Origin of the sequence: Mycobacterium sp. KBS0706 (assembly GCF_005938675.2) — a bacterium.
GTDB lineage: Bacteria > Pseudomonadota > Alphaproteobacteria > DSM-16000 > Inquilinaceae > Inquilinus.
Genome location: NZ_VCCH02000008.1, coordinates 86724 through 110697 on the forward strand (window position 1 = coordinate 86724; position 23974 = coordinate 110697).

At 69.3% G+C, this 23974-nt stretch carries 23 protein-coding genes; 14 read left to right on the forward strand and 9 right to left on the reverse strand.

Going from position 1 to position 23974, the window contains the following annotated elements; translation table 11 throughout:
• Positions 1–52 precede the first annotated feature (52 nt).
• On the reverse strand, positions 53–634 hold the full coding sequence (locus FFK22_RS06320; protein WP_138886925.1) for a hypothetical protein: 582 nt from the start codon (positions 632–634) through the stop codon (positions 53–55).
• 162 nt (positions 635–796) lie between these two features.
• Between FFK22_RS06320 and FFK22_RS06325 the strand changes: the two genes are divergently transcribed.
• Complete coding sequence (locus tag FFK22_RS06325; protein WP_138886926.1) at positions 797–1855, forward strand: alpha/beta hydrolase; 1059 nt, start codon at positions 797–799, stop codon at positions 1853–1855.
• A gap of 40 nt (positions 1856–1895) precedes the next feature.
• Here the strand turns inward: FFK22_RS06325 and FFK22_RS06330 are convergent, their stop codons facing one another.
• Together FFK22_RS06330 and FFK22_RS06335 are read right to left on the reverse strand one after the other, a co-directional pair.
• On the reverse strand, positions 1896–2210 hold the full coding sequence (locus tag FFK22_RS06330) for a hypothetical protein (protein WP_221938433.1): 315 nt from the start codon (positions 2208–2210) through the stop codon (positions 1896–1898).
• A 109-nt stretch (positions 2211–2319) separates the two neighbouring features.
• Entirely contained in the window at positions 2320–3360 is a 1041-nt protein-coding gene (locus FFK22_RS06335) for a LacI family DNA-binding transcriptional regulator (protein WP_138886927.1), read from the reverse strand.
• A 199-nt stretch (positions 3361–3559) separates the two neighbouring features.
• Between FFK22_RS06335 and FFK22_RS06340 the strand changes: the two genes are divergently transcribed.
• From FFK22_RS06340 to FFK22_RS06355, 4 genes are all read left to right on the forward strand, one after another.
• Positions 3560–4495, forward strand: a complete 936-nt coding sequence (locus FFK22_RS06340; protein WP_138886928.1) for a carbohydrate ABC transporter permease — start codon at positions 3560–3562, stop codon at positions 4493–4495.
• Positions 4496–4505: 10 nt separating this feature from the next.
• Positions 4506–5402: a carbohydrate ABC transporter permease gene (locus FFK22_RS06345; RefSeq protein ID WP_138886929.1), complete on the forward strand. Its 897-nt coding sequence runs from the start codon at positions 4506–4508 to the stop codon at positions 5400–5402.
• A gap of 37 nt (positions 5403–5439) precedes the next feature.
• Positions 5440–6759 (forward strand): sugar ABC transporter substrate-binding protein, encoded by a 1320-nt coding sequence (locus FFK22_RS06350; RefSeq protein ID WP_138886930.1) that lies wholly within the window; start codon positions 5440–5442, stop codon positions 6757–6759.
• Positions 6760–6820: 61 nt separating this feature from the next.
• A complete protein-coding gene (locus FFK22_RS06355) occupies positions 6821–8164 on the forward strand; it encodes an alpha-glucosidase/alpha-galactosidase (protein WP_138886931.1) in 1344 nt (447 codons plus the stop codon).
• Between the two features lie 180 nt (positions 8165–8344).
• Here FFK22_RS06355 and FFK22_RS06360 read toward each other — a convergent pair whose 3' ends face one another.
• On the reverse strand, positions 8345–9262 hold the full coding sequence (locus FFK22_RS06360; RefSeq protein ID WP_138886932.1) for a LysR substrate-binding domain-containing protein: 918 nt from the start codon (positions 9260–9262) through the stop codon (positions 8345–8347).
• Positions 9263–9373: 111 nt separating this feature from the next.
• Here FFK22_RS06360 and FFK22_RS06365 point away from each other — a divergent pair, with 111 nt between their 5' ends.
• Together FFK22_RS06365 and FFK22_RS06370 are read left to right on the forward strand one after the other, a co-directional pair.
• Positions 9374–10675, forward strand: coding sequence for an aspartate aminotransferase family protein (locus tag FFK22_RS06365; protein ID WP_221938434.1), 1302 nt, complete (start codon positions 9374–9376; stop codon positions 10673–10675).
• Positions 10676–10892: 217 nt separating this feature from the next.
• Positions 10893–13145 carry a calcium-binding protein gene (locus FFK22_RS06370; protein WP_306770077.1) on the forward strand — a complete coding sequence of 751 codons (2253 nt, stop codon included), beginning with the start codon at positions 10893–10895 and terminating at the stop codon, positions 13143–13145.
• A gap of 12 nt (positions 13146–13157) precedes the next feature.
• Here FFK22_RS06370 and FFK22_RS06375 read toward each other — a convergent pair whose 3' ends face one another.
• Entirely contained in the window at positions 13158–13736 is a 579-nt protein-coding gene (locus FFK22_RS06375) for a hypothetical protein (protein ID WP_138886934.1), read from the reverse strand.
• An 81-nt stretch (positions 13737–13817) separates the two neighbouring features.
• Between FFK22_RS06375 and FFK22_RS06380 the strand changes: the two genes are divergently transcribed.
• Positions 13818–15239 carry a PLP-dependent aminotransferase family protein gene (locus tag FFK22_RS06380; protein ID WP_138886935.1) on the forward strand — a complete coding sequence of 474 codons (1422 nt, stop codon included), beginning with the start codon at positions 13818–13820 and terminating at the stop codon, positions 15237–15239.
• On the opposite strand, the gene FFK22_RS06385 is transcribed toward FFK22_RS06380, so the two are convergent.
• The gene (locus FFK22_RS06385) at positions 15236–16159 is read right to left on the reverse strand and encodes a DMT family transporter (protein WP_138886936.1); all 924 of its coding nucleotides are present in this window, start codon (positions 16157–16159) and stop codon (positions 15236–15238) included. The genes FFK22_RS06380 and FFK22_RS06385 overlap by 4 nt on opposite strands.
• Before the next feature lie 100 nt (positions 16160–16259).
• Here FFK22_RS06385 and FFK22_RS06390 point away from each other — a divergent pair, with 100 nt between their 5' ends.
• From FFK22_RS06390 to ssuD, 3 genes are all read left to right on the forward strand, one after another.
• The gene (locus FFK22_RS06390; RefSeq protein WP_138886937.1) at positions 16260–17120 is read left to right on the forward strand and encodes a LysR substrate-binding domain-containing protein; all 861 of its coding nucleotides are present in this window, start codon (positions 16260–16262) and stop codon (positions 17118–17120) included.
• A 118-nt stretch (positions 17121–17238) separates the two neighbouring features.
• Positions 17239–18183, forward strand: a complete 945-nt coding sequence (locus tag FFK22_RS06395) for an aliphatic sulfonate ABC transporter substrate-binding protein (protein WP_138886938.1) — start codon at positions 17239–17241, stop codon at positions 18181–18183.
• 20 nt (positions 18184–18203) lie between these two features.
• Positions 18204–19367, forward strand: a complete 1164-nt coding sequence (gene ssuD, locus FFK22_RS06400; protein ID WP_138886939.1) for an FMNH2-dependent alkanesulfonate monooxygenase — start codon at positions 18204–18206, stop codon at positions 19365–19367.
• Between the two features lie 66 nt (positions 19368–19433).
• Here ssuD and FFK22_RS06405 read toward each other — a convergent pair whose 3' ends face one another.
• Positions 19434–20480: an aldo/keto reductase gene (locus FFK22_RS06405; RefSeq protein ID WP_138886940.1), complete on the reverse strand. Its 1047-nt coding sequence runs from the start codon at positions 20478–20480 to the stop codon at positions 19434–19436.
• A gap of 190 nt (positions 20481–20670) precedes the next feature.
• Positions 20671–21288: an FMN-dependent NADH-azoreductase gene (locus FFK22_RS06410; RefSeq protein WP_138886941.1), complete on the reverse strand. Its 618-nt coding sequence runs from the start codon at positions 21286–21288 to the stop codon at positions 20671–20673.
• A gap of 147 nt (positions 21289–21435) precedes the next feature.
• Here FFK22_RS06410 and FFK22_RS06415 point away from each other — a divergent pair, with 147 nt between their 5' ends.
• Positions 21436–21906 carry a helix-turn-helix domain-containing protein gene (locus FFK22_RS06415; RefSeq protein ID WP_138886942.1) on the forward strand — a complete coding sequence of 157 codons (471 nt, stop codon included), beginning with the start codon at positions 21436–21438 and terminating at the stop codon, positions 21904–21906.
• A gap of 106 nt (positions 21907–22012) precedes the next feature.
• Here the strand turns inward: FFK22_RS06415 and FFK22_RS06420 are convergent, their stop codons facing one another.
• Positions 22013–22339 carry a DUF1127 domain-containing protein gene (locus FFK22_RS06420; protein ID WP_186002337.1) on the reverse strand — a complete coding sequence of 109 codons (327 nt, stop codon included), beginning with the start codon at positions 22337–22339 and terminating at the stop codon, positions 22013–22015.
• A 658-nt stretch (positions 22340–22997) separates the two neighbouring features.
• Here FFK22_RS06420 and FFK22_RS06425 point away from each other — a divergent pair.
• Both FFK22_RS06425 and FFK22_RS06430 read left to right on the forward strand, forming a co-directional pair.
• Entirely contained in the window at positions 22998–23384 is a 387-nt protein-coding gene (locus FFK22_RS06425) for an NADH:ubiquinone oxidoreductase subunit NDUFA12 (RefSeq protein ID WP_138886944.1), read from the forward strand.
• 23 nt (positions 23385–23407) lie between these two features.
• Positions 23408–23971 carry an outer membrane lipid asymmetry maintenance protein MlaD gene (locus FFK22_RS06430; RefSeq protein WP_138886945.1) on the forward strand — a complete coding sequence of 188 codons (564 nt, stop codon included), beginning with the start codon at positions 23408–23410 and terminating at the stop codon, positions 23969–23971.
• Positions 23972–23974: the final 3 nt, after the last annotated feature.

Below are 23974 nucleotides of genomic sequence, written 5' to 3' on the forward strand. Positions count from 1 at the left end.
GGCAGCAGGGCGGACGGCGATGTCAGCGCCGTCCGCCCTGCCGGCCGCGGCCTCAGGCGGCTTCCTCCACCTCGTCCTCGGTGCCGGCCACGGTGGTTTCCGCCGCCTCGGCCAGGGCCCGGATCCGGTCCTCGGTCGGCTCGATGCCGTGCTCCTCGAGATAGAACTTCGCGGTGGCGAGGCTGGAGGCGGGAAGGTCGGGGGCGACGTCGTCGGTCGTGCGGTTCACCAAGGCGAGGAAGTCGATGGTCTCCTCGAAGGTGACCTTGCCGTCGGCATGGGCCGCCTCGATGAAGCTGCGGATCTCGCGCTCCTGCTTTCGGGTCAGGCCTTCGTATTCATGGCCCTCGAGGCCGCCGAGGACGATCCGCAGCTGGTTGCCGGCGGACTCCGCGTCGGTGGCGGCGGTGTCGAGCATGCAGAAATAGCTCGCTTTGAGGATGATGGCCCGCACCCGGTCCCGTCGGGTGTCCGCGTCGAGCTCCGGGCTCAGGGACAGCTCGGTGTCCATGCTCAGGATCCTGGCATATCGGGCGAGTTCCGCCCGCAGTGCCGCCTGGTCGAGCGGCTGGTCGGATTCGAATTCGACGGTCTCGATGATGTCGTCGATCGGGGAGCGCTGCGTATCGGTCATGGGCTCGGCTCGTCTGTGGTCGGACAGGTGAGGGCGAGTATTGCCCGCGCCTCCGCCAGGCGGCCCATGACGATGTCTGATGGAAACATGTGCGAGGAGTATGGGCCGCCGGAAGGACGGCGGTCCGACGTGTGGGACCCATCACAGCGAGGGAGATCCAGCGTGATCCTGCGACGTCTTCTCGGCATCGCCGCGGCGGCCTGCCTGATGCTTTCGGCCCTGCCCCTGCGGGCCGCCGACGAGAAACCGCACCCGGTCAAGGTGGTGGCCGACCAGCGCCTGACGGTGACGGCGCCGGCCGGCACCGGCGAGCTGGCGCTCTATGTCTCGCGCGATTGGTCGAAGCGGCAGCCGGGCGTCACCCGGGCGGTGATCGTCGTCCACGGCCGGCTGCGCAACGCCGACGTCTACAATGCCTCGGCCGAGAAGGCCCTGGCGGCGGCGGGGGAGGCGGGCCGGTCGGCGATCCTGGTCGTGCCGCAATTCCTGGCCGACATCGATGCTGCGGCGTTCCACCTGCCGGCCGCTACGTTGCGCTGGAGCGCTGCAGGCTGGGAGGGCGGCGCCGAAGCCAAGGGCCCGGCCCCGATCAGCTCCTTCGCCGCGCTCGACGCGACCCTGGCCCGGCTGGCCGACCGCACGCTGTTCCCGGACCTGACGACGATCGTGGTGGCAGGGCACTCCGGCGGCGGTCAGGTGGTGCAGCGCTATGCCATCCTGGGCCAGGGCGAGGCGGCGCCGACCGCGTCCGGCATCGCCGTCCGCTACGTCGTCGCCAACCCATCCTCCTACGCCTATTTCAACCCCGACCGGCCGGACGGGGAGGGCGGCTTCGCCCCCTTCGCCGCCGCCGCCTGCCCGAAATTCGACCGCTGGAAATACGGCATGGCCGAGCTGCCCGCCTATGCCGGGGCGGCGACCCCGGCGGTGCTGGAGCAGGCCTATCTCGGCCGCGACGTCACCTATCTGCTCGGCACGGCCGACACCGATCCGAACCATCCGGCGCTGGACAAGAGCTGCATGGCGGAGGCGCAGGGTCCCTACCGCCTCGCCCGCGGCGAAGCCTATGTCCAGTATCTGCGCGGGCGCCATCCGGACGGGTTCCGGCAGCGCGTGCTGCTGGTCCCGGGCGTTGGCCATGACGGCGACCGCATGCTGACCTCGGCCTGCGGCCTGGCCGCGCTGTTCGACCGGCCAGGCTGCACGCCCTCGGTGCCGTGACATCCGGGCCGGGGCGGCGTGGGGCCGCCCCGGCATCCGGTCACTCGTGCACGGTGTATTTGCCGGTCTGGCAGAGGTCGACGCCGTCGTTCTGCGCGGTCCGGCCGTCCTCGAACACCGTCTTCAGGTCATAGGTGCAGGTGCGCCGGCCGTCGCCGATGGTCACCGTCACCTCGTTGCCGGCAGGCAGGTACTTGCCCTCCAGCAGGTTCTCCTCCCAATTGTCGACGCTGGCTGGCGACACGTAGAACTCGGTGGCGCTGACCGAGGTCGCATTGGTCAGGGTGAACTGAAGGTCGTCGGCGGAGGCCGGGCTGGCGAAGATCATCATGCCGCCGATGACGGCCGCAGCCAAGCTGCAGGAACGAAAATTCCGAATTTGCTATCCCTTATGAAAATCACGTTCGCAAATCGCAAGGACGCGACTCGAATAATACATCGAATCCCACGGAAATGCATTCGCCCTACCGGCCGGATTGCCTCGCGCCGCAGGAATCCCGGATCACCAGCTCGGTCGGCAGGGCGATGCGGCGCTGATCGACCGTTTCGCCCTTCAACAGGCGGATCAGCAGCTGCGCCGCCTGGCGGCCCTGCTCGACGCCCGGGTTGCGCACCGTGGTCAGAGCCGGGCGCAGCAGGGCGGCGAAGGGCAGGTCGTCGAAGCCGACCAGGGCGATGTCGTCCGGCACGGACAGACCGGCATCGGTCAGCGCCGCCAGGGCACCCAGCGCGATGGTGTCGTTGCCGGCCAGGACCGCGGTCGGCCGTTCGCCGCCGCGGTCCAGCAGCTCGCGCATCGCCCGGTGGCCGCTCTCGGCGCTGAAGGCGCCATAGGCAACCAGCCGGTCGTCCGGCTCGATGCCGTGGGCGCGCAGCGATTCGCGGTAGGAGTTCAGCCGTGCATCGGTGGCGACGAAGCCGGGCGGCGAAAAGCCGATATGGGCGATCGCCCGATGCCCCAGCCCGGCCAGATGGTCCATCGAGCGGCGGATGGCGCGGCGGGTGGAGAAGTTGACCGCATGCTCGCGCGGGTGGCGGACCGAGCCCAGCAGAACCAGCGGGAAGCCCTGGTCGATCAGCGCATGGATCTGCGGCGCGTCGGTCGGCGGGTTCAGCACGATCAGCCCGTCGATCCGACGGCCCTCCACCAGCTCGCCATAGGCGTGCGGCCCGGCGCCGGGCTCGACCCCCTCGAGCAGGATGCGGTAGCCGCTCTCCTGCGTCGCCTGGGCGATGCCGTACAAGAGCTGCGGCACGAAACCGTCGACCGCCAGGACCTGCGGGTCGGTGACCACCAGGCCGATGGTCTCGGTGTCGCCGCGCACCAGCATCCGCGCCGCCGAGTTCGGCCGGTAGCCCAGCGCCGCCGCGGCCTCGAGCACGCGTTGCCGGGTCTCGGCGCTGATCACCACCGCGTCGGACCGGTTCAGCACCATCGACACGGTGGCGCGCGACACCCCGGCCCGGCGGGCGACATCGTGGCTGGTGATCCTGCGTCGTTCCATATCCATCCGCTTCACGAGGCGCCCGGCCGATCGGGCGGGCCCGGTCCCCTCTGCCATGCCGGTCGGCGCTTGACAAGCCGGCCGGATCTCGTTTGACTATAGCTAACACGTGTTAGTAACGATAGTGACACGTGTCATCCGCAGACAGAAGCCCTGCTTCCATGAGATGCCGGGCCCGATCCGGGGAGGATGGTCGAGGATGGTGGCAGCGGAGTTGAGCAGGCCGGCGGCCGCCGGCTGGCTGCGGTCCCGTCCGAAGCTGCGGGCGGCGCTGCAGCGCAACGTCACCGGCTGGCTGTTCATCCTGCCGGCGCTGATCGGCTTCGGCATCTTCTATTTGTATCCGACGCTGCGGGCGGTCGAGATCAGCCTGACCGACTGGAACCTGATGCGGGCGCCGAAATTCATCGGCTTCGACAACTACCTGAAGCTGATCGACGACCCGCGCTTCTGGCAGTCGGCCCGCATCACCGTCGCCTATGTGCTCTACAACATCCCGCTGCAGACCGTGCTCGGCTTGGCCCTGGCGGTGATGATGGACCGGCTCAGCAAGTCGGTGGCGCTGCGGGCGGTGGTGATCGCGCCCTATCTCCTGTCCAACGTCATCGCCGCGCTGATCTGGCTGTGGCTGCTCGACCCGCTGCTGGGCATGACCAACGCCTTCCTCGGGCTGATCGACGTGCCGCGCCAATCCTTCCTGGCGACGTCGGACCTCGCCATCATGTCGATCGCCGGGATCAACATCTGGCGCCATGTCGGCCTCACCGCCCTCCTATTCTACGCCGGGCTGCAGGCGATCCCGCGGTCGTTGTACGAGGCGGCGCGGCTGGAAGGGGCGGGGGAGTGGGTGGTGTTCCGCCGCATCACCCTGCCGCTGTTGCGCCCGGTCTTGGTGTTCGTGCTGGTGACCAGCGTGATCGGGTCGTTCCAGGTGTTCGACACCATCGCCGTCACCACCCAGGGCGGGCCGGCGAACTCGACCAGCGCCATCATCTGGTACGTCTACGAAAGCGCCTTCCGCTTCTCGAAGATGGGCTACGCCTCGGCGATGTCGGTGGCGCTGTTCGCGGTGCTGATCCTGATCACCATCCTGCAGATGCGGGCGCTGCGCGCCGGCAGCTCGGATCTCGAGTGAGGGACGCGCCATGACCGCGATCGCTCTGCCGCAAGCCCCCGCCCTTCGCCTGTCCCCCGGCCGCATCCTGGCCTGGGCGATGCTGGTCGGCTTCATCGTCTGTTCGCTGTTCCCGCTCTGGATCACGCTGAAGACGGCGCTGGTGCCGACCGCGACGCTGTTCGACCAGGCGACTTTGCTGGTGCCGGTCGAGGTGACCCTCGACAATTTCCGCCGCGTGCTGGGCCTGGCGCCGATCGACCCCGCCACCCCGTCGACGCCGATCAACTTTGCCCTGGCGCTGCGCAACAGCCTGATCTTCACGCTGCTGACGGTGGGCGGGCAGATCTTCTTCTCGGCGCTGGCCGCCTACGCCTTCGCCCGGATCCGCTTCATCGGGTCGTCGGTGATCTTCTACCTGTTCATCGCCGCCACCATGATCCCGGCGATCGTGCTGTTCATCCCCAACTTCGTGCTGATCAAGGAACTGGGTTGGCTGAACACCTTCCAGGGCATGGTGGCGCCGACCATCCTGATGTCGCCCTTCGCCGTGTTCTTCCTGCGCCAGTTCTTCCTGACCACCCCGCGCGAGCTGGAGGAGGCGGCGCGGATCGACGGCGCCACGCCGTTCCGGACCTTCTGGTCGGTGGTGCTGCCGGTGCACAAGAGCGCCATCGCGACGCTGGCGATCCTGCTGTCGATCAACGCCTGGAACGACTTCTTCTGGCCGTTCCTGGTCGGGCGCGACGCCGATGTCCGGGTCATGTCGGTGGCGCTGGCCGCCTTCAAGACCCAGCAGCAGAACGGCAACCCGGACTGGACCGGGCTGATGGCCGGCACCGTGCTGTCGATCGTGCCGGTGATCGTGCTGCTCGTGCTGTTCGGCCGGCGCGTCGTCGAATCCCTGCAGTTCAGCGGGCTGAAATGACCCGTGCGTCAACAAACGAGATCGGAGGAGGCCTGAGATGCGTGTGAGCTTGTCGAGGACCCTGTGTCTGTCCGTGGCGGCCCTGTCCCTGGCCGGAGCCGGCGCCGCCCGGGCCGAGACCCAGCTGAACTACTGGCTGTGGGACGCGCTGCAGGCGCCGCACTATGCGGAATGCGCCGCCGCCTTCACGGCCAAGCATCCCGACATCACCGTCAAGGTGACGCAATATGGCTGGCTGGACTACTGGACCACGCTGTCGACCGGCTTTGTCTCGGGCGAGGCGCCGGACGTCTTCGCCGACCATCTGCGCTCCTATCCTGAATTCGTCGCCAACGACCAGATCATGGACCTGACGCCCATGGTCGAGCGCGACAAGGTCGACACCAAGATCTACAGCCCCGGCCTGGTCGACCTGTGGACCCGCGATGGCAAGCTCTACGGCATGCCGAAGGACTGGGATACGGTGGCGCTGGTCTACAACAAGGAGATGCTCGACAAGGCCAGGGTCACCGTCGACGAGCTGAAGAGCGCCACCTGGAACCCGAAGGACGGCGGCAGCTTCGAGAAGATCCTGGCCAAGCTGTCGCTCGACGCCAACGGCAAGCGCGGCGACGAGGCCGGCTTCGACCCGAAGAATGTGGTCCAGTACGGGCTGATCACTCCGAAGATCGACGGCTACGGCCAGACGCAGTGGAGCTGGCTGGCCGTCTCCGCCGGCTTCAAGTTCACCGACGGGCCTTGGGGCACCAAGTACCACTATGACGACCCGGTGTTGGCCGAGACCCTGACCTGGCTGCGCGACCTGTCGCTGAAGAAGGGCTACGGCCTGCCGCAGAAGGATGTCGGTGCCCTCGGAGGCACCGCACTGCTCGGCGCCCGCAAGGGGGCGATCGTCGCCGACGGCTCCTGGAACTCCACCTGGTACGGCAAGAACGTGTCCTTCCAATATGGCTTCGTGCCGCTGCCGACCGGGCCGCAGGGCCGCAAGAGCATGTTCAACGGCCTCGGCGATTCGATCTGGACTGGCACCAAGCACCCGGACGAAGCCTGGGAATGGGTCAAGTTCCTCGGCTCGGCGGACTGCCAGGGCATCATCGGCAAGGCCGGCGTGGTGTTCCCGGCGATCCCGGCGGCGGCCAAGATCGCCCAGGATGCTTTCGCCACCCGCGGCCAGGACGTCACCGCCTTCACCAGCGAGGCGACCCCGGACCAGACCTTCCTCTATCCGATCACCGACTATTCGCCGCAGATCCTGTCGACCATGAACGTGGCCTTCGACCGGATCTTCCTCGAGGACGTGCCGGTCGCGCCGCTGCTGAAAGAGGCGAACGACCAGGTCAACGCACTGTTCGAATAACCCGTCCACTTCGGCCCGCGGCCGCCGCGCCGCGGGCCCTTCCGCCAACCGGGACCCTCGCATGACCTCTCCCAAGATCACCTTCATCGGCGCCGGCAGCACGGTCTTCGCCAAGAACCTGATCGGCGACATCCTGTCCTATCCGGAGCTGGCGGATGCGCGCATCACCCTCTATGACATCGACCCGGAGCGCCTGGCCACCTCCGAGACCGTGGCCCGGCGCATCGCCGAGGCGCTGAAGGCGCCGGCGACGATCGAGGCGACGACCGACCGCGCCCGGGCGCTGGACGGCGCCGACTACGCCATCACCATGATCCAGGTCGGCGGCTACAAGCCCTGCACGGTGACCGATTTCGAGGTGCCGAAGACCTACGGGCTGCGCCAGACCATCGCCGACACGCTCGGCATCGGCGGCATCATGCGGGCGCTGCGCACCGTGCCTGTGCTGCTGGAGCAGGCCCGGGACATGGAGCGGCTGTGCCCGGACGTGACCCATCTGCAATACGCCAACCCGATGGCGATGAACTGCTGGGCGCTGAACCGGGCGACGAAGATCAAGACCGTCGGCCTGTGCCACAGCGTGCAGGGCACGGCGGCGGAGATCGCCGAGGATATCGGCGTGCCGGTCGAGGAGATCAGCTATCTCTGCGGCGGCATCAACCACATGGCCTTCTACCTGAAGTTCGAGCGCGACGGCGAAGACCTGACGCCCTTGATCCGCAAGGTGGTGGAGGAGGGGCGGGTGCCGGAGTGGAACCGGGTCCGCTACGACATGTTCCTGCGGCTCGGCTATTTCGTCACCGAATCCAGCGAGCATTTCAGCGAATACGTGCCCTGGTACATCAAGCGCGGGCGCGAAGAGATCGTCGACCGCTTCAACATCCCGCTCGACGAATACATCACCCGCTGCGAGCGCCAGATCGACAAATGGGGCGCGCTGAAGGCCCAACTGCAGGACCCGACCGTGCCGCTGGAGATCCGGCGCAGCGTCGAATACGGCTCGACCATCATCCGCGCCAAGGAGACCGGCCAGCCGGCGGTGATCTACGGCAATGTGCAGAATGGCGGGCTGATCGAGAACCTGCCGGCCGACTGCACGGTCGAGGTGCCCTGCCTGGTCGACCGCAACGGCGTGCAGCCGATCGGCATCGGCCGGCTGCCGCCGCATCTGGCAGCGCTGATGCAGACCAACATCAACGTCCAGTCGCTGACGGTCGAGGCGCTGCTGACCGGCAACCGCGACCACATCTACCACGCTGCGATGCTGGACCCCCACACGGCGGCGGAGCTGGATCTCGACCAGATCTGGAAGCTGGTCGACGACCTGCTGGCGGCGCATGGGGAGTGGATCCCGGAGGGGTTGCGCCCGTTGGCCGAGCCCCAGCCGCTGCCGCGGGTGGCTTAGAGCGAGCGCGTTGCCTCGCGTCCTCTCACAGTTCCCAAATCGTCATTGCGAGCACAGCGAAGCAATCCATCGGGCCGCAAGAGCGGAAGCATGGATTGCTTCGCCGGCTTCGCCTCCTCGCAATGACGGGATGGCGTTGTGAGAACGCGGGAGAGGCAACGCGTCTATAGATCCTGAGCCTCAACCCTCTGTGGTGCGCGCCGAACTCTCCATCAGCCACGCCCGCACGGTCTCCACGCCCTCCCGGCCGGCCGAGCCGCGGGCGATGCCCAGCCAGTAGGCGGGCCAGGTCACGCCGAGCCCCGGGAAGGGGGCGACCAGCCGGCCTTCGCGCAGCGCGTCCTCGGCCAGCACGTCGCTCTCCAGCACCACGCCCAGGCCCTTGACCGCCGCCTCGATCGCGACATGCGACGGGTCGAGCTGGATGGTGCCGGCGAATGCTTCGTCCAGCGCCACGCCCTGGCGCCGGAACCATCCCTCCCAGGACAGGCGGTTGTCGCGGGTGACGATCAGCGGCAACGCCGGCAGGTCGCTCGGCGCGCGCAGGTCGGCGCGGGCGGCCAGGGCCGGGGCGCAGAGCGGCTGCACCGTCTCGGTCAGCAGCGGCACGGCCGCCGCAGGCGCGTGGTCGCCGTACCAGATCGCCAGGTCGACCCCGTCGGCCTCGGAGCGGGCGGCCTCGGTGGCGAGCCGCAGATCGGCATGGACCCGCAGGTCGATCTCCGGATGACCGGCCAGGAAGGCGGGCAGGCGGGGCAACACCCAGCTTCCGGCCAGCGACGGCGGAGTGCGCAGCAGCACCACCTCGGACCGGCGGGCGCGCCGACCGCGCCGCGCAGCCGTCTCCACCGCTTCGGCCAGCGCGTCGAAGCTGCCGCCGATCCGGCCGAACAGCTCGGATCCCTCGGGCGACAGCACGACGCCGCGGCCGACCCGGTCGAACAGCCGCAGGCCCAGCCGGGCTTCCAGGATGCGCACCTGGTGGCTCACCGCCGAGGGGGTCAGCGCCAACTCCTCTGCCGCCGCCCGGAAGCTTTCCAGGCGGGCGGCGGCCTCGAAGGCCGCGAGCGCGCGCAGCGGCAGGGGCGGTCGCTTCATCGCCCGATGAATGGTGAATTCCGCTCATGAGTCCAGCGAATTCTCTGCGTTTGCCGCGGGGCAGGCCACGGCGGAGGATGGCGCATTGTCTTTCCGGGAGGGACGCTTGTCATGGACGCCATCGCCACCGACCTCGACCCCGCCTTCTGGACCCGTGCCCGGCGCCACCTGCTGCGCTATGGCGGCGACTTCGTGCCCTTCGTGCCGGTGCGGGCCGAAGGCGCGTTCCTGTGGGATGCCGCCGGCCGTCGGGTGCTGGACTTCACCTCCGGCCAGATGAGCGCCATCCTCGGCCATTCGCATCCGGAGATCGTGGCCACGGTGCGCGACGCGGTCGGACGGCTGGACCATCTGTTCTCCTCGATGCTGTCGGCGCCGGTGGTCGACCTGGCCGAGGCCCTGGCGGGGCTGGTGCCCGGCCTGCCGAAGGTGATGCTGCTGTCGACCGGCGGCGAATCGAACGAGGCGGCGATCCGGCTGGCCAAGCTGGTCACCGGCAAGTGGGAGATCGTCGGCTTCACCCAGTCCTGGCACGGCATGACCGGCGCCGCCGCGGCCGCCACCTACAAGGCCGGCCGGCGCGGCACCGGCCCGCTGATGCCCGGCCAGTTCGGCATCCCGGCGCCGAACCCTTATCGCCCGCGCTTTCCCGGTATCGACTGGCGGCTGGAGCTGGACGATTCCTTCGCCCTGCTGGACCGGCAGTGCACCGGCAACCTGGCCGCCTTCATCGCCGAGCCGATCCTCAGCAGCGGCGGCGTGCTGGACCTGCCGCCCGGCTATCTGGCGGCGCTGCAGGCGCATTGCCGGGCCCGCGGCATGCTGCTGATCCTGGACGAGGCGCAGACCGGCATCGGCCGCACCGGCCTGATGTTCGCCTTCGAGCGCGACGGCGTTGTGCCGGACATCCTGACGCTGTCGAAGACGCTGGGCGCCGGGTTGCCGCTGGCCGCAGTGATGACCAGCGAAGCGATCGCCGCCGAGGCCGAGGCGCGCGACTTCCTGTTCTACACCACCCATGTCAATGACCCGCTGCCGGCGGCGGTCGGGCTGAAGGTGCTCGAGATCGTGGCCCGCGACGGCCTGGCGGCCAGGGCGGCCGAGGCCGGGGCGCGGCTGGCGGAGGGCTTGCGCGGGCTGCAGCGGCGCCATCCCTGCATTGGCGATATCCGCGGCCGCGGCCTGCTGCTGGGGCTGGAATTCGCTGACGCCGGCGGGCGGGACGCGGCCTGGATCTCCGACGCCGTGACCGACACGGCGCTCGAACTCGGCCTGTCCGCCAACATCGTCCGCGCCGGCCTCTCCGGCGGCACCATGCGCATCGCCCCGCCGCTGACCGCGACCGATGCCGAGATCGACCTGGGCGTCGAGCTGCTGGACGCGGCGATCACGCGGGTCCTGGCCGGCGCCTGAGCGCCGCGCACCCCTTGCCCCCGAGGACTGTACCCCTAATCCTCGGGGGTTGAGGGCGTTTCCGATTCCCGACACTGTCTCGCTCATTCGACCGGACGGCGGCCCGACCCGCCGGCGGCCGCGCCCTTGCGGAGGGGCGGGGTTGCGACCGAACCGGACAGGGCTGGTTCTCCTCATCACAAACCGGGCGGATCCAATCCCTCGTCAGGAGAATCTTATGGTCCAGTGGACCGGCAGCGATGCCAACGAAGCCATGTCCGGCGATGCCGGGGACGACTTCCTGGACGGCCGCGGCGGCAATGACAGCCTCGCCGGGGTCGCCGGCAACGACACGCTCCATGGCGGCGACGGCGACGACCAGCTGTATGGCGCCGACGGCGACGACATCCTCCAGGGCGGTGCCGGCGGCGATTGGCTGCAGGGCGATTCCGGCATCGACACTGTCGACTACAACGGCACCGTCGGGGTCACCGTCGTCATCGGCGGCACCTCCTGGGGCGGCGAAGCCAACGGCGACACGGTCTGCGCCGACGTCGAGAATGTCTGGGGCACCAACTCCGACGACTACATCGTCGGGTCGGCGGTGAACAACGTCCTCAGCGGCTATGACGGCAACGACTTCCTGGGCGGGGCGGACGGCGACGACACGCTCTGGGGCATGATCGGCAACGACATCCTCTCCGGAGACAACGGCAACGATCGTATCGAGGGCAGCTATGGCGACGACATCCTGCGCGGCGGGGCCGGGGCAGATGTCCTGCTCGGCGGCGACGGCATCGATACCGTGGAGTTCTACGCCAGCGACGCCGCGGTCGACGTCAACCTGGAGTACCAGTACGCCCGCGGCGGCTATGCCGAGGGCGACACCATCCAGGGCGTCGAGAACATCAACGGCAGCCCCTACAACGACCGGCTGATGGGGGACTACGGCAACAACCGGCTCCATGGCGCCGAAGGCAGCGATGTCCTCGAAGGCCGGTACGGCGACGACGTCCTGGTCGGCGGCAGCGGCGACGATGTCCTGATCGGCGGGGCTGGTCGGGATCAACTCGAGGCCGGCGACGGCAACGACTGGCTCGACTACACCTATCCCCAACTCAGCGCCGCGATCGATGTGAACCTGACGACCGGCGTGGGCTATGGTGGCGATGCTGAAGGCGACGTGCTCATCGGTGCCTTCAGGGGGCTCGTCGGCACGGCCTACAACGATGTCCTGACCGGCAACTGGGTCGACAACATCATGCGCGGCAATGCCGGCGACGACGTACTGTCCGGAATGGGTGGCGACGACACGCTGGAAGGATATGGCGGCGCCGATGTGCTGGATGGCGGCGACGGCAACGACACACTCTATGGTGACGGCGACGGCGACCGGATCAACGGCGGCAACGGCATCGACACGGTCGTCTACCGGGGCGACACCGCAGTGACTGTCATCATCGGCGGCACCAGCCATGGCGGCGACGCCGAGGGCGATGTTATCGGCACCGATGTCGAGAACGTCTCCGGCACCAGCGCCTATGACATGATCACCGGCTCCTCTTACGCCAACCAGCTGCAGGGCTGGGGCGGCAACGATACGCTCGGCGGCCTCGACGGCGACGACGTGCTGCTGGGTGGCGACGGCAATGACGTCCTGCGCGGAGGCGGCGGGGCCGACCGGTTCGAAGGCGGCGTCGGCATCGATTCCGTCACCTACACCGAGAGCGCGATCGGCGTGACGGTCGATCTCGGCACCGGCAAGGGCACCGGCGGCAACGCCGAGGGCGACGTCCTGGTCGGCATCGAGAACGCCAATGGCAGCCAGGGCGGCGACGTCCTGACCGGGACCGGCGGCGCCAATGTGCTGCGCGGCTTCGACGGCAACGACGTGCTCCGCGGCGGAGCCGGGGCCGATGTGCTCGACGGCGGCAACGGCATCGACACCGCCAGCTACTACACCGGCACCAACGGGGTCGCGGTGAACCTCGCCACCGGCACCGCCAGCGGCGGCGGTGCCCAGGGCGACACCCTGACCGGGATCGAGAACCTCTCCGGCAGCCAGGGCCATGACAGCCTGGCCGGGACCGCGGGTGCCAATGTGCTGCAGGGCTGGAACGGCAACGACGTGCTCGCGGGGGCCGGCGGCCGTGACATCCTCACCGGCGGCGCCGGGGCCGACCGCTTCGTCTATGGCGGCACGGCCGACAGCCCGACCGGCGCCGGGGCGGACCTGATCACCGATTTCAGCCACGCCCAGGGCGACCGGATCGACCTCTCGGCGATCGACGCCAGCACCGCGGCCGCCGGAAACCAGGCGTTCCGCTTCATCGGCACCGGCCTCTACACCCACCATGCCGGCGAGCTGCGCTACGCCGTCGCCGGCGACGTCGCCACCATCGCCGGCGACATCAACGGCGACGGCGTCTCCGACTTCCACATCCGCCTGGACGGGGTGGTCGGCCTGCAGGCGTCGGACTTCGTGCTGTAGCCGGTCACGTTCTCAGTCGGACGTCCGCGTGTCGGTGGCGATCCAGTTCTCCTCCCAGGTCTTGCCGCCGTCGGCGGAGAAGGATTGCACGAAACGGTAGACATCGGGCGCCATGGGCAGGATCTCGAAGCGGACCAGCACGGCGCGGCCGTCGTCGAGGAAATCCTCGCCCTGGAACATGCCACGGCCATCCGTGAACCCGCCATACACCGGCGGCGTCAGCTTGCCGACCCGAGCATTGGAGAAGTGAAGGCTCCACTGCCGGGACTTCGGGTTGTACAGGCGCAGGCTCAGCCCCTCGATGCGGTGGCCGCCGGCGCCGTCGGCCTCAAGCTCCAGCAGGTTCGCGCGGCCATCCCAGACCTTGCGGACCGTCGAGGTGCCGTCGAATTCTAGCCACTGGTCCGGAGACCCGCTGAGGGGCTCCGCGAGCACTTTCATCTGCGTCTTCCAGGTGCCGATCTCGAAGTCGAAATCGTGCTGGCCGTCGGACGCTGCCGCAGTCTGCGCCGCCGCCGGCGGCAGCAGAAGCGTGCCGGCCAGCAGCAGCAGGGGAAGTCCCGCGAACCATGGGTGGAGTATCGCCGGCATGAAGCTCTCCCGGATCTGAAGGATGAGCCACGCTAGGCAGAGAGTGGTAATCTGGAAATCACCACTTTGCCTGCAAATACCATGACCACTCTGCACCTGCCCCTCGACCGGTCCGGTGGCCTGCCGCTGCACCGGCAGATCTATGACGGCATCCGCGGGGCGATCCTCGCGGGCGCGTTGCGGCCGGGTCGGCGCATCCCGTCCACCCGCGCCCTGGCCGCCGAGCTGGGGGTCTCGCGCCTGCCGGTGCTCGCCGCCTATGAGCAGTTGCTGCACGAATGCTATCTCGAGGGGCGGGCCGGGTCTGGCACCTATGTCAGTCAGGCGCTGCCCGATGAGCTGCTGGCATCGAGGCCGGCGCCGGACGCGGCGCTGTCCGCGCCCCGTGTCCCGCCGGAACGCGACTATGGCGGGCTCGCCCCGTTCCGCACCAGCCTGCCGGCGCTGGACCGGTTTCCGCACGCGGCCTGGGCCCGGCTGGTGGCGCGGCATGCACAGCGGCTGCCGCTGGCGCACATGGCCTATGGCGATCCCGCCGGGTTGCCGACGTTGCGCGCGGCGATCGCCGAGCATCTGCGCGCCGCGCGCGGGGTCCGCTGCGGCCCCGAGCAGGTGCTGGTCGTGTCCGGCTCCCAGGCGGCGCTGCGCATCGCCGCCGCGGTGCTGCTCGCGCCCGGCGACGGCGTGGCGATGGAAGAGCCGGGCTATCCGGGCGCACGCGCCGCGCTGACGGCCGGCGGGGCGCGGCTGCTGCCGGTCCCGGTGGACGAAGCGGGCATCGACGTCGAGGCGCTGCGGCGCGCCGGTCCCGTGCGCGCCGCGTATGTCACGCCCTCGCACCAGTATCCGCTTGGCATGTCGATGACCGCGGCGCGGCGGCTGGCGCTGCTGGACTGGGCCCGGCGCGAAGGCACCTGGGTGCTGGAGGACGATTATGACAGCGAGTATCGCTATGTCAGCCGTCCGCTCGGCGCGCTGCAGGGCATGGATGCGCATGGGCGGGTGATCTATGTCGGCACCTTCAGCAAGGTGCTGTTTCCCGCGCTGCGGATCGGTTACCTGGTGGTGCCGCCGTCGCTGCTGCCGGATCTCGTGCGGGCGCGCCTGGCCTTCGACCTGTTCCCGCCCACGCTCTACCAATCGGCCCTCGCCGAGTTTCTGATCGAGGGGCATTTCGCGCGGCATCTGCGCCGCATGCGCGGCGTGTACCAAGCGCGGCGCGCGGCGCTGCTCGACGGCCTGGAGCGGCATTGCGGCGACCGCCTGACCGTCCACAACGCCGATGCCGGGCTGCATGTCGCAGTGCTGCTGCCTGACGGGCTCGACGATGTCGAACTCGTCCGGCGCATGGGCGAGCGCGGCCTGACGGCGACCGCTCTGTCCGCCTGCTACGCGGGCATGGCGCGCCGCTACGGCCTGCTGCTCGGCTTCGGCGGGTCGGACGAAGGCCGGCTGCTCGAGGCGACGCGGGCGCTGGGCGAGATCCTGCGCACGTCTCGCTAGGTCGAGCGCGGGGCGGCGCGGGTGACCAGGCGGATGCCGAGCGCGATCGGCACCACGCCGAGCAGGTCGAGCGGCGGCACGTGCTCGCCCAGCACCGCCCAGCCGAGCAGCAGGCCGATCGGCGGCACCAGGAAGTGCAGCGCGCTGGCGGTGGAGGCGCCGAGCCGGTCCAGCATGTCGAACCACAGCAGGTAGCTGCACAGCGACACGGCGAGAGCGAGCCAGAGGAAGCCGGCCAGCAGTTCCGGCGTCCAGCGGATCGCCGAGACCGGCTCCAGCACCAGGCCCAGCGGCAGCAGTACGATTCCGGCCGCCAGGGTCTGGACCGCGGTGCCGTACCAGAGGTCTCCGGACGGTCCGTTCGATGGCGGTGCGATCCGCTTGTACAGGATGGTGCCGGCGGACAGCGCCACCAGCGCGCCGAAGGTGAAGGCGATGCCGACCAGCCCCTCGATGCCGCCGCCGAGCCGGCTTTGCAGCACGATGCCGACGCCGACGACGCCCAGCGCCAGCCCGGCCAGCTTCGTCCGGGTCAGCCGCTCGCCCAGCAACGGCGCCGCCAGCACCGCGGTCAGCACCGGGTTCATGCTGATGATCAGCGCTGCGAAGCCGGAGGTGACGCTCTGCATCCCGAAATAGGACAGGGTGAGATAGACCGCCATGGTAACGATGCCGAGCAGGGCGAAGCGCGCCACCGCGCCGGGGCCGAGCGTCCAGCGCCGGCCCGACAGCCGGGCCAGGCCGGCCAGCACCAGTCCGGCCAGCAGGAAGCGCGTCGACAGCAGCAGGAAGGGCGGGGCATAGGTCACCGCCACCTTGGCAGCGGTGAAGGCCGAGGCCCACAGCACCACGAACAGGGCGGGGGCTCCCCAGCGAACCAGGGCGCTGCGCCCGGGGGCCGGGATCGAGACGGCGTGCATGGTCGATCTCCTTCGGATCGGCTGCACGATAATTGCCGGCGTGATCATTTGGAAATTCAATGATTAAATGAAGCGCAGTGGAAAATCCGATAGGTGTCCCATGCTCGATCTCGACCTGCTGCGCAGCTTCGTCTCCGTGGTCGATGCCGGCGGCTTTACCCGTGCCGGCGAGCGGGTGCACCGGACGCAATCGACCGTCAGCCAGCAGATCCGCAAGCTGGAGCAGTCGGTCGGCCGGCCGCTGCTGCACCGCCAGGGGAAGGGTGTGGCGCCGACCGAGGAGGGCGAGCGGCTGCTCTTCTATGCCCGCCGCTTGCTGGCGCTGAGCGACGAGGCCGAGGATGCGCTGCGCCGGCCGGACGGGTTGGCGGTGGTGCGGGTCGGGCTGGGCGAGGATTTCGCCGCCGAGCGGCTGACCGAAGCGCTGTCCGGCCTGGCCCGGCTGCGCCCGGCGCTGCGCCTCGACGTTCGCTGCGACGCGGGGTCGGAGCTGCGCCGCGCCTTCGGCCAGGGCGAGCTGGACATCGCCGTGATCAAGCGCGATTCCGGCATCGGTACCGCCGTCGCCGCCTGGCCGGAGCGGCTGGTCTGGGTCGGCAGCCGCCGCCATGGCGTGCCGGAGGGCGACCCGGTGCCGCTGGTCGCCTATGGCCAGGGCTGCATCTACCGAGCCCGGGCGATCCACGCGCTGGAAAGCGCCGGGCGGCGCTGGCGCATCGCCTTCACCGGCTCGAACCTGCCGGCGGTGCAGGCCGCAATCGCCTGCGGCTTCGGCATCGGCATCCTGGTCGCGCGCTCGGTGCGCGACGACCTCCGCATCCTGCGGCCGGAGGAGGGGTTCCCGCCGGTCCCGCCCAGCGAGCTCGCCGTCATGCTGCAGCCCGGCGCATCCCCGGCCGTCCGGATCGTGGCCGAGCAGCTGGCCGCGAGCTGCGCCGAGGAGCGGCCCGAGGCGGCATAAATTAATTACATTATAGAAATGTAATTTATAGATTAATCAACACAAGTAAATCAGAATCGGATTGACGTACTCCACAAACGGCTGAGAGATTGTTCGTCCTGTTCAGGAGGATCGGACCATGCTCTCCCGCCGCACCCTGCTGTCGACCACCCTCGCTCTGGCGGCCGCCGCGCCGCTGACAGTCCGGGCGGAGGAGGCGCCGAAGGCCATCCGCATCGGCTACCAGAAGAACGGCATCCTGCTGGTCGCCAAGACTCGCAAGTCGCTGGAGCAGCACTTCGCCCCGCAGGGCATCGCGGTCGAATGGGTCGAATTCGCCTTCGGCCCGCCGCTGCTGGAGGCGCTGAACACCGGCAGCATCGATTTCGGCGCCACCGGCGACACGCCGCCGATCTTCGCCCAGGCGGCGCAGGCCGAACTGGTCTATGCCGCGGCCCAGCCCGCGGCCGGCAAGGGTCAGGCCCTGGTGGTGCCGAAGGGGGTGGCCGTGAAGTCGGTGGCCGATGTGAAGGGTCTGCGGATCGGCGTCGGCAAGGGCTCCAGCGCCCACAACTTCCTGGTCGCGGCGCTGCAGAAGGCGGGGCTCGGCTGGCAGGACATCACCCCGGTCTACCTCGCCCCGGCCGATGCCCGTGCCGCTTTCGCCGGCGGCAGCCTGGACGCCTGGGCGATCTGGGACCCGTATTTTGCCATCGCCGAGCTGGAGGAGGGGGCGCAGGTGCTGGCCACCTCTGCCGATGTCGAGCCGCAGAACTCCTTCTTCCTCGCCTCCAAGGCATTCGCCTCGGAGCACCCCGCCGCGCTGCGCAGCCTGGTCGCGGCGCTGGGTGATGTCGGCGCCTGGGCCGAGGCCAACAAGGCCGAGGTGGCGCAGCTCTTCGCCGACGAGACCGGAATCAGCCTGGCGGCGGAGCAGCGCTCGGTCGACCGAGCCACCTTCCGGATCGGCCCTCTGACCGAGGACATCGCCGCCCAGCAGCAGAAGATCGCCGACCGCTTCGCCGCGCTCGGGCTGATCCCGGCTCCGATCGCCATCCGCGACATCGTCTGGACCGGCGCCTGACCACAGCAGGAATTTCCCTCATGTCCGACACCCGCAAGCCGCTCGACCTGTTCTGGTTTATCCCGACCAGCGGCGACGGACCCTATCTCGGCACCCAGGACCGGCACCGCCCGGCCGAGTTCCGTTATCTGCGCGAGATCGCCACCGCGGTCGACCGGCTCGGCTACACGGGTGTGCTGCTGCCCACCGGCCGCGGCTGCGAGGATGCCTGGATCACTGCCACGGCTCTGGCCACCGCGACCGAGCGGCTGCGCTTCCTGGTGGCGCTGCGCCCCGGCGTGGCCACGCCGGCCTTCTTCGCCCGCCAGGCCGCGGCGCTGGACCGGATCAGCCAGGGGCGGCTGCTGCTCAACGTCGTGGTCGGCGGCGACCCGGCCGAGCTGGCCGGCGACGGCGTCTTCCTCGACCATGACACGCGCTATGCCCAGGCGGCGGAGTTCCTGACCATCTGGCGCGGCCTGCTGGCCGGCGAGACGGTGGATTTCGACGGCGACTTCCTGAAGGTGCAGGGCGGCAAGCTGTCCTTCCCGCCGGTGCAGCAGCCGCATCCGCCGCTGTGGTTCGGCGGTTCGTCCGACGCCGCGCTCGACCTCGCCGCTGATCAGGTCGAGACCTACCTGACCTGGGGCGAGCCCTTGGAGCAGGTGGCCGGGAAGATCGAGGCCGCCAAGGCGCGCGCGGCGGCGCGTGGCCGCACTCTGCGCTTCGGCATGCGCATCCATCTGATCGTGCGCGAGACCGAGGAGGAGGCTTGGCGCGTGGCCGAGCGGCTGATCCGCGACGTCTCCGACGACGCCATCGCCGAGGCCCAGAAGAAGCTGGCCGAGGGTTCGGATTCGGTCGGGCAGAAGCGGATGTCGGCGCTGCATGGCGGCCGGCGCGACCGGCTGCTGGTCGGCCCGAATCTCTGGGCCGGCATCGGCTTGGTGCGGCGCGGCGCCGGCACCGCTTTGGTCGGCGACCCGGCGACGGTGGCGGCCCGGCTGCGCGAATATCAGGATCTCGGCATCGAGACCATCATCGCCTCCGGCTACCCGCATCTGGAGGAGGCCTACAACGTCGCCGAGCTGCTGTTTCCGGCGCTTGGCATCGGCGCCGGCGGCGCGCAGGCCGGTGCGCATGAGCTGCATCCGGGCGAATTCGGCACCGGCGCCCGACGGCCGAAGCCGACTGCGGTGTCTTGACGACGTCTATATATACCCTCTCCCGTTTGGCGGGAGAGGGTACACCATAAGCTTTGCGGCCAGGCCTTACCCCTCCCGCTTGGTCCAGGCGGTCGGCTTCGGGTTGCGCTCGTCGAAGCCGGTCTGGTGCCAGTAGGGATAGGCCGGGGGGCGGTGGCTGGCATCATCCAGCAGCGCCACCTGCTCTGGAGTCAAATTCCAGCCGACGGCGCCGAGATTCTGCTTCAGCTGCTCTTCGTTGCGGGCGCCGACCACGATATTGGCCAAGGTCGGCCGCTGCAGCAGCCAGTTCAGAGCCACCTGCGGAACGGACTTCCCGGTCTCCTGCGCCACCCGGTCGAGCGCGTCGACCACGTCGTATAGGTATTCGTCGTCGACCGGCGGTCCGCCGGCGCTGCCGCCGGAGGCGATGCGGCCCGCCCCGGCCGGCTGGCCGCGCCGGATTTTGCCGGTCAGGCGGCCCCAGCCCAGCGGGCTCCACACCATCAGCCCGACCTTCTGGTCGAGGCCGAGGGGCATCAGCTCCCACTCATAATCACGGCCGATCAGCGAGTAATAGCCCTGATAGGCGACGTAGCGCGCGAGACCGTACCGCTCCGACGTCGCCAGCGCCTTCATCAGGTGCCAGCCGGAGAAGTTGGAGGCGCCGATATAGCCGATCTTGCCGGCGCGGGTCAGGTCGTCGAGTGCGCGCAGCGTCTCGTCGATCGGCGCGATCGCGTCGAAGCCGTGCATGAAGTAGAGGTCGATATAGTCGGTGCCCAGCCGCTTCAGGCTGGCCTCGCAGGCCCGGATCAGGTGATGGCGCGACGATCCGACATCATTCGGGCCCGATCCCATGCCGAAGGTGGCCTTGGTCGAGATCAGCACCTGGTCGCGGCGGCCCTTCAGGGCCTGGCCGAGGATCTCCTCCGACGCGCCCTGGCTGTAGACGTCGGCGGTGTCGAAGAAATTGACGCCGGCCTCCAGGCACAGATCGACCATGCGGGTGGCCTCGGCGACATCGGTGCTGCCCCAGCGCTGGAAGAACTCGTTGCCGCCGCCGAAGGTGGCGGTGCCGAAGCTGAGCACGGGAACCTTGAGGCCGGATCCGCCGAGCTGACGGTATTCCATGCATCTCTCCGTTGGTGACGGTGTATCGGGTGTGCGGCTGCAGGCTAGCAGCTTGGGCCGCTTCCGCCAGACGGTTTGTCGCCGCGGGTCAGGCCCGCGACCTTCGCGCTCGCCACCGATCGGACCGTCACCCGGAGGCCGGGTCTCGATGTCCGGGACCGGCCGCTTCCGACCGATCCCGGAGCCCGGTTCACGCCGCCCGGGCCGTGATCGTCGAGACCTTGTCCAGCGCGCCGGCGACGGCCTTCTCCGCCACGTCCGGGCCATAGGCGACGCCCTCGACCGCGATCGACTCGACATCGGTCACGCCGATGAAGCCGAGCAGATGGCGCAGATAGGGCTCCTGGAAGTCGAAGGGCTTGGCCGGTCCGTCAGAATAGACGCCGCCGCGGGCCTCGACCAGGTATACTTTCTTGCCGGTGACCAGGCCGTGCGCGCCGGTCTCGTCGTAGCGGAAGGTGACGCCGGCGCGCAGCAGGTAGTCGAACCAGCTCTTCAGCGTCGAGGCGAGGCCGAAATTGATCATCGCCGAAGCGATGACGATGGTGTCGGCGGCGAACAGCTCCTGCACCAGCGTGTCGGACAAAGCCAACGCCGCCTGCTGCGCCGGGCTGCGGGCCTCGGCGGGCAGCGCCTGGGCGGCCAGGAAATCCTCGCCGATATGGGGCAGCGGGGTCGCGGCCAGATCACGGCGGACGACGACGCCCGGCGACTGCGCCTGCAGCCGGTCGACCAGGGCGGTGGCGACCTTGGTCGACAGCGAGGCGGCGCCGCGCGGGCTGGAGGTGACGAACAGGATTCGGCTCATCGGGAACGGGTCCTCATGGTCGAGGGACAGGGGGATGGGCCGGCCGGCCAATGGAAACCCCGGGGTTGATCGGACCTTGGGGTAGTCACATTTAGTGACTGAGGCTAAACTGATGACTGCCCGAGAGCCGCGCAAGGAGGCACATTTTTGGAACCGAGCAACACCCATGACCCCGCCCGCGACCAGTGCCGGGCGATCAGCGACGTGCTGGCCCGTGTCGGCGACAAATGGACGGTGATGGTGGTCGGGTTGCTGTCGGACGGGCCGATGCGCTTCAATGAGCTGCGCCGGACCATCGGCGGTATCTCGCAGCGGATGCTGACCTTGACCCTGCGCGGGCTGGAGCGCGACGGGCTGGTGACCCGCACCGTGTTCCCGACGATCCCGCCGCGGGTGGAGTATGCGCTGACCGATCGCGGCCAGACTTTGATCGAGCCGCTGAAGGCGCTGTTCGCCTGGGCGACCGAGCACAACGGGGCGATCGAGCGGTCACGACAGGCGTTCGACGCGGCGATGCCGGGCGCCGAGGTGCCGCATCCGCCGCGCAAGGTTCCCGCTTTGGTGCGGCCGCGGCCTGCGATGTCCGACTTCGGCGCCGCGGGGCGGACCGGCCGCTAAGTCCGGCGTCCAGGCAAAGAAAAACCCTGCCGGCTTGCGCTCGGCAGGGTTTTTCGCGACCCGGATCCGGGGGAGGAGACGGACCGGGTGCCTCCGGTCGAGCCGATCACGCGGCGCGACGGATGACCGAATCTTCGTTCGCGGCGGCCACGGTCGGGCGCAGCACGGCGACGGGGGCCGGGGCGACGTTGATGTCGCGGGCGGCGCGCGCCAGGCGCTCGGAGATGGTGCCGCGGTTCATGCCGATATCGGCCAGCAGGCGGTCATCGAGCTGCATCAGGGCAGCATAGGCACGACGACGGTCCCAGGCGGCGACAAGCTTGTTGATCAGGTTCACTTCAGCATTTCCTTCTTCACGTGCCGCGTCCAGCGAGGTTCGCGGCGCGGTGTGCGTTGCATCGCACGAGCCGATATATGCGCTTACCTTAGCCATGCATCCACCCCTGCTTCTCGCACCGCAGCAATGCATGGCCTGCATTGCCTGACATTTGGGCGTCGCTTCTGCCCAGCTTCTGCCTCGAACGCCGGAATTCGTCGCAATTCCGCCATAAACGCCTTCGCTGCGGTGCAACCTGATTGGGCGGGCGCTGCTTCCGGGTTGAGCGTCGATCAATACTAAGTGTGATTACTATCACACCCTTTTGACCCGGCCGGCGGCGCTGCCGGCGCTGGATCCGGTGGGCTGGGCCGCCATGCTGTATCTCGGCGTGGTGGGCGGCGCCCTGACCTTCTACCTCTGGGTCTTCGCCCCCCGGCCGCACCACCCCGACGCGGGTGGCGATCTCGGTCACGGTCAACCCGGCCCGTGGCGGCACTGTTCGGCACGCCGGCACCGGGCGAGCCGCTGGGCTGGCCGCTGCTGGCGGGCCTCGCCGCGGTTGCGGCCGGCATCGGCCTGGCGGCGAGGGATGGCCGGCGGGCCGCGGCACCGCCGTCCGCCGCGCCGGAGCCCGCCCGCTTGCCTCAAAATCGCCTGCCTTGAAATTGCCCCGGGGCACGGCGGCGCATGCACTGGACGGACGTGGCCGGCGATGCCATAGTCCGCGCCGTTCGGCGGCCGGGGGCCGTCACTCGGCATGTCCTTGGGATCCATGGCCTTCGATCTGACCGAATTCGGGCTCCGCACCTATCTTCGTTTCGTCACCTGGCGGCGTGGCGAACTCGTCGGCAAGGACGCCCTCGGCAACCGCTACTACCGCAGCCGCAAGGTCGCCCCGGGCGGCCGCGAGAGGCGCTGGGTGGTGTTCGACGGCGGCACGTCCGAGGCGACGCGCGTGCCGCCGGAGTGGCATGGCTGGCTGCATCACACCTTCAAGGAGCCGCCGGGCGACATCAGCCCGTTCCGCCGGCCGTGGCAGCAGCCGCCCGAGGCCAACCCGACCGGGACCGGCCACGCCTATCTGCCGCCCGGCCATCCGCTGCGCGGCAGCCACCGCGCCAAGGCGACCGGCGACTACGAGCCCTGGACGCCGACGTGATCGGGCTGGCCTGAGGAGCAGCGATGCACAGGAACGTCATCGAGACGGTCATGGGTGCGGTCGTACTGGCCGTCGCCCTGGTCTTCCTGGGATTCGCCTATACCAGCGCCAATCTCAGCTCCGCCTCGGGCTACACGCTCAAGGCCCAGTTCAACCAGGCCGACGGCGTGAATGCCGGCACCGATGTGCGGATCGGCGGCGTCAAGGTCGGCACCGTCACCAGCGTCTCGCTGAACCCCGAGAGCTATCTGGCCGATGTCTCGCTGTCGATCGACCCGTCGGTCAAGCTGTCGCAGGACACCGCGGCGGCGATCAGCAGCGACGGGCTGCTCGGCGGCCGCAGCCTCTCGCTCAGCCCTGGCGGCCGGCCGGACGATCCGAACGGCTGGCTGAAGGATGGCGATACCATCGCCTACACCCAGTCGAATCCGAGCCTGGAGCAGCTGCTCGGCCAGGTAATCTTCAGCATCGGCCAGCTCGGCGACCGCGCCAGCACCGGTGGTACCGCCGGTGGTGCCTCCGGCGCACCGGGCCAGGAGCAGGCGCCGCAGCAGGGCAAGCCCACCGGCGGCATGTTGGGGAATTGATCC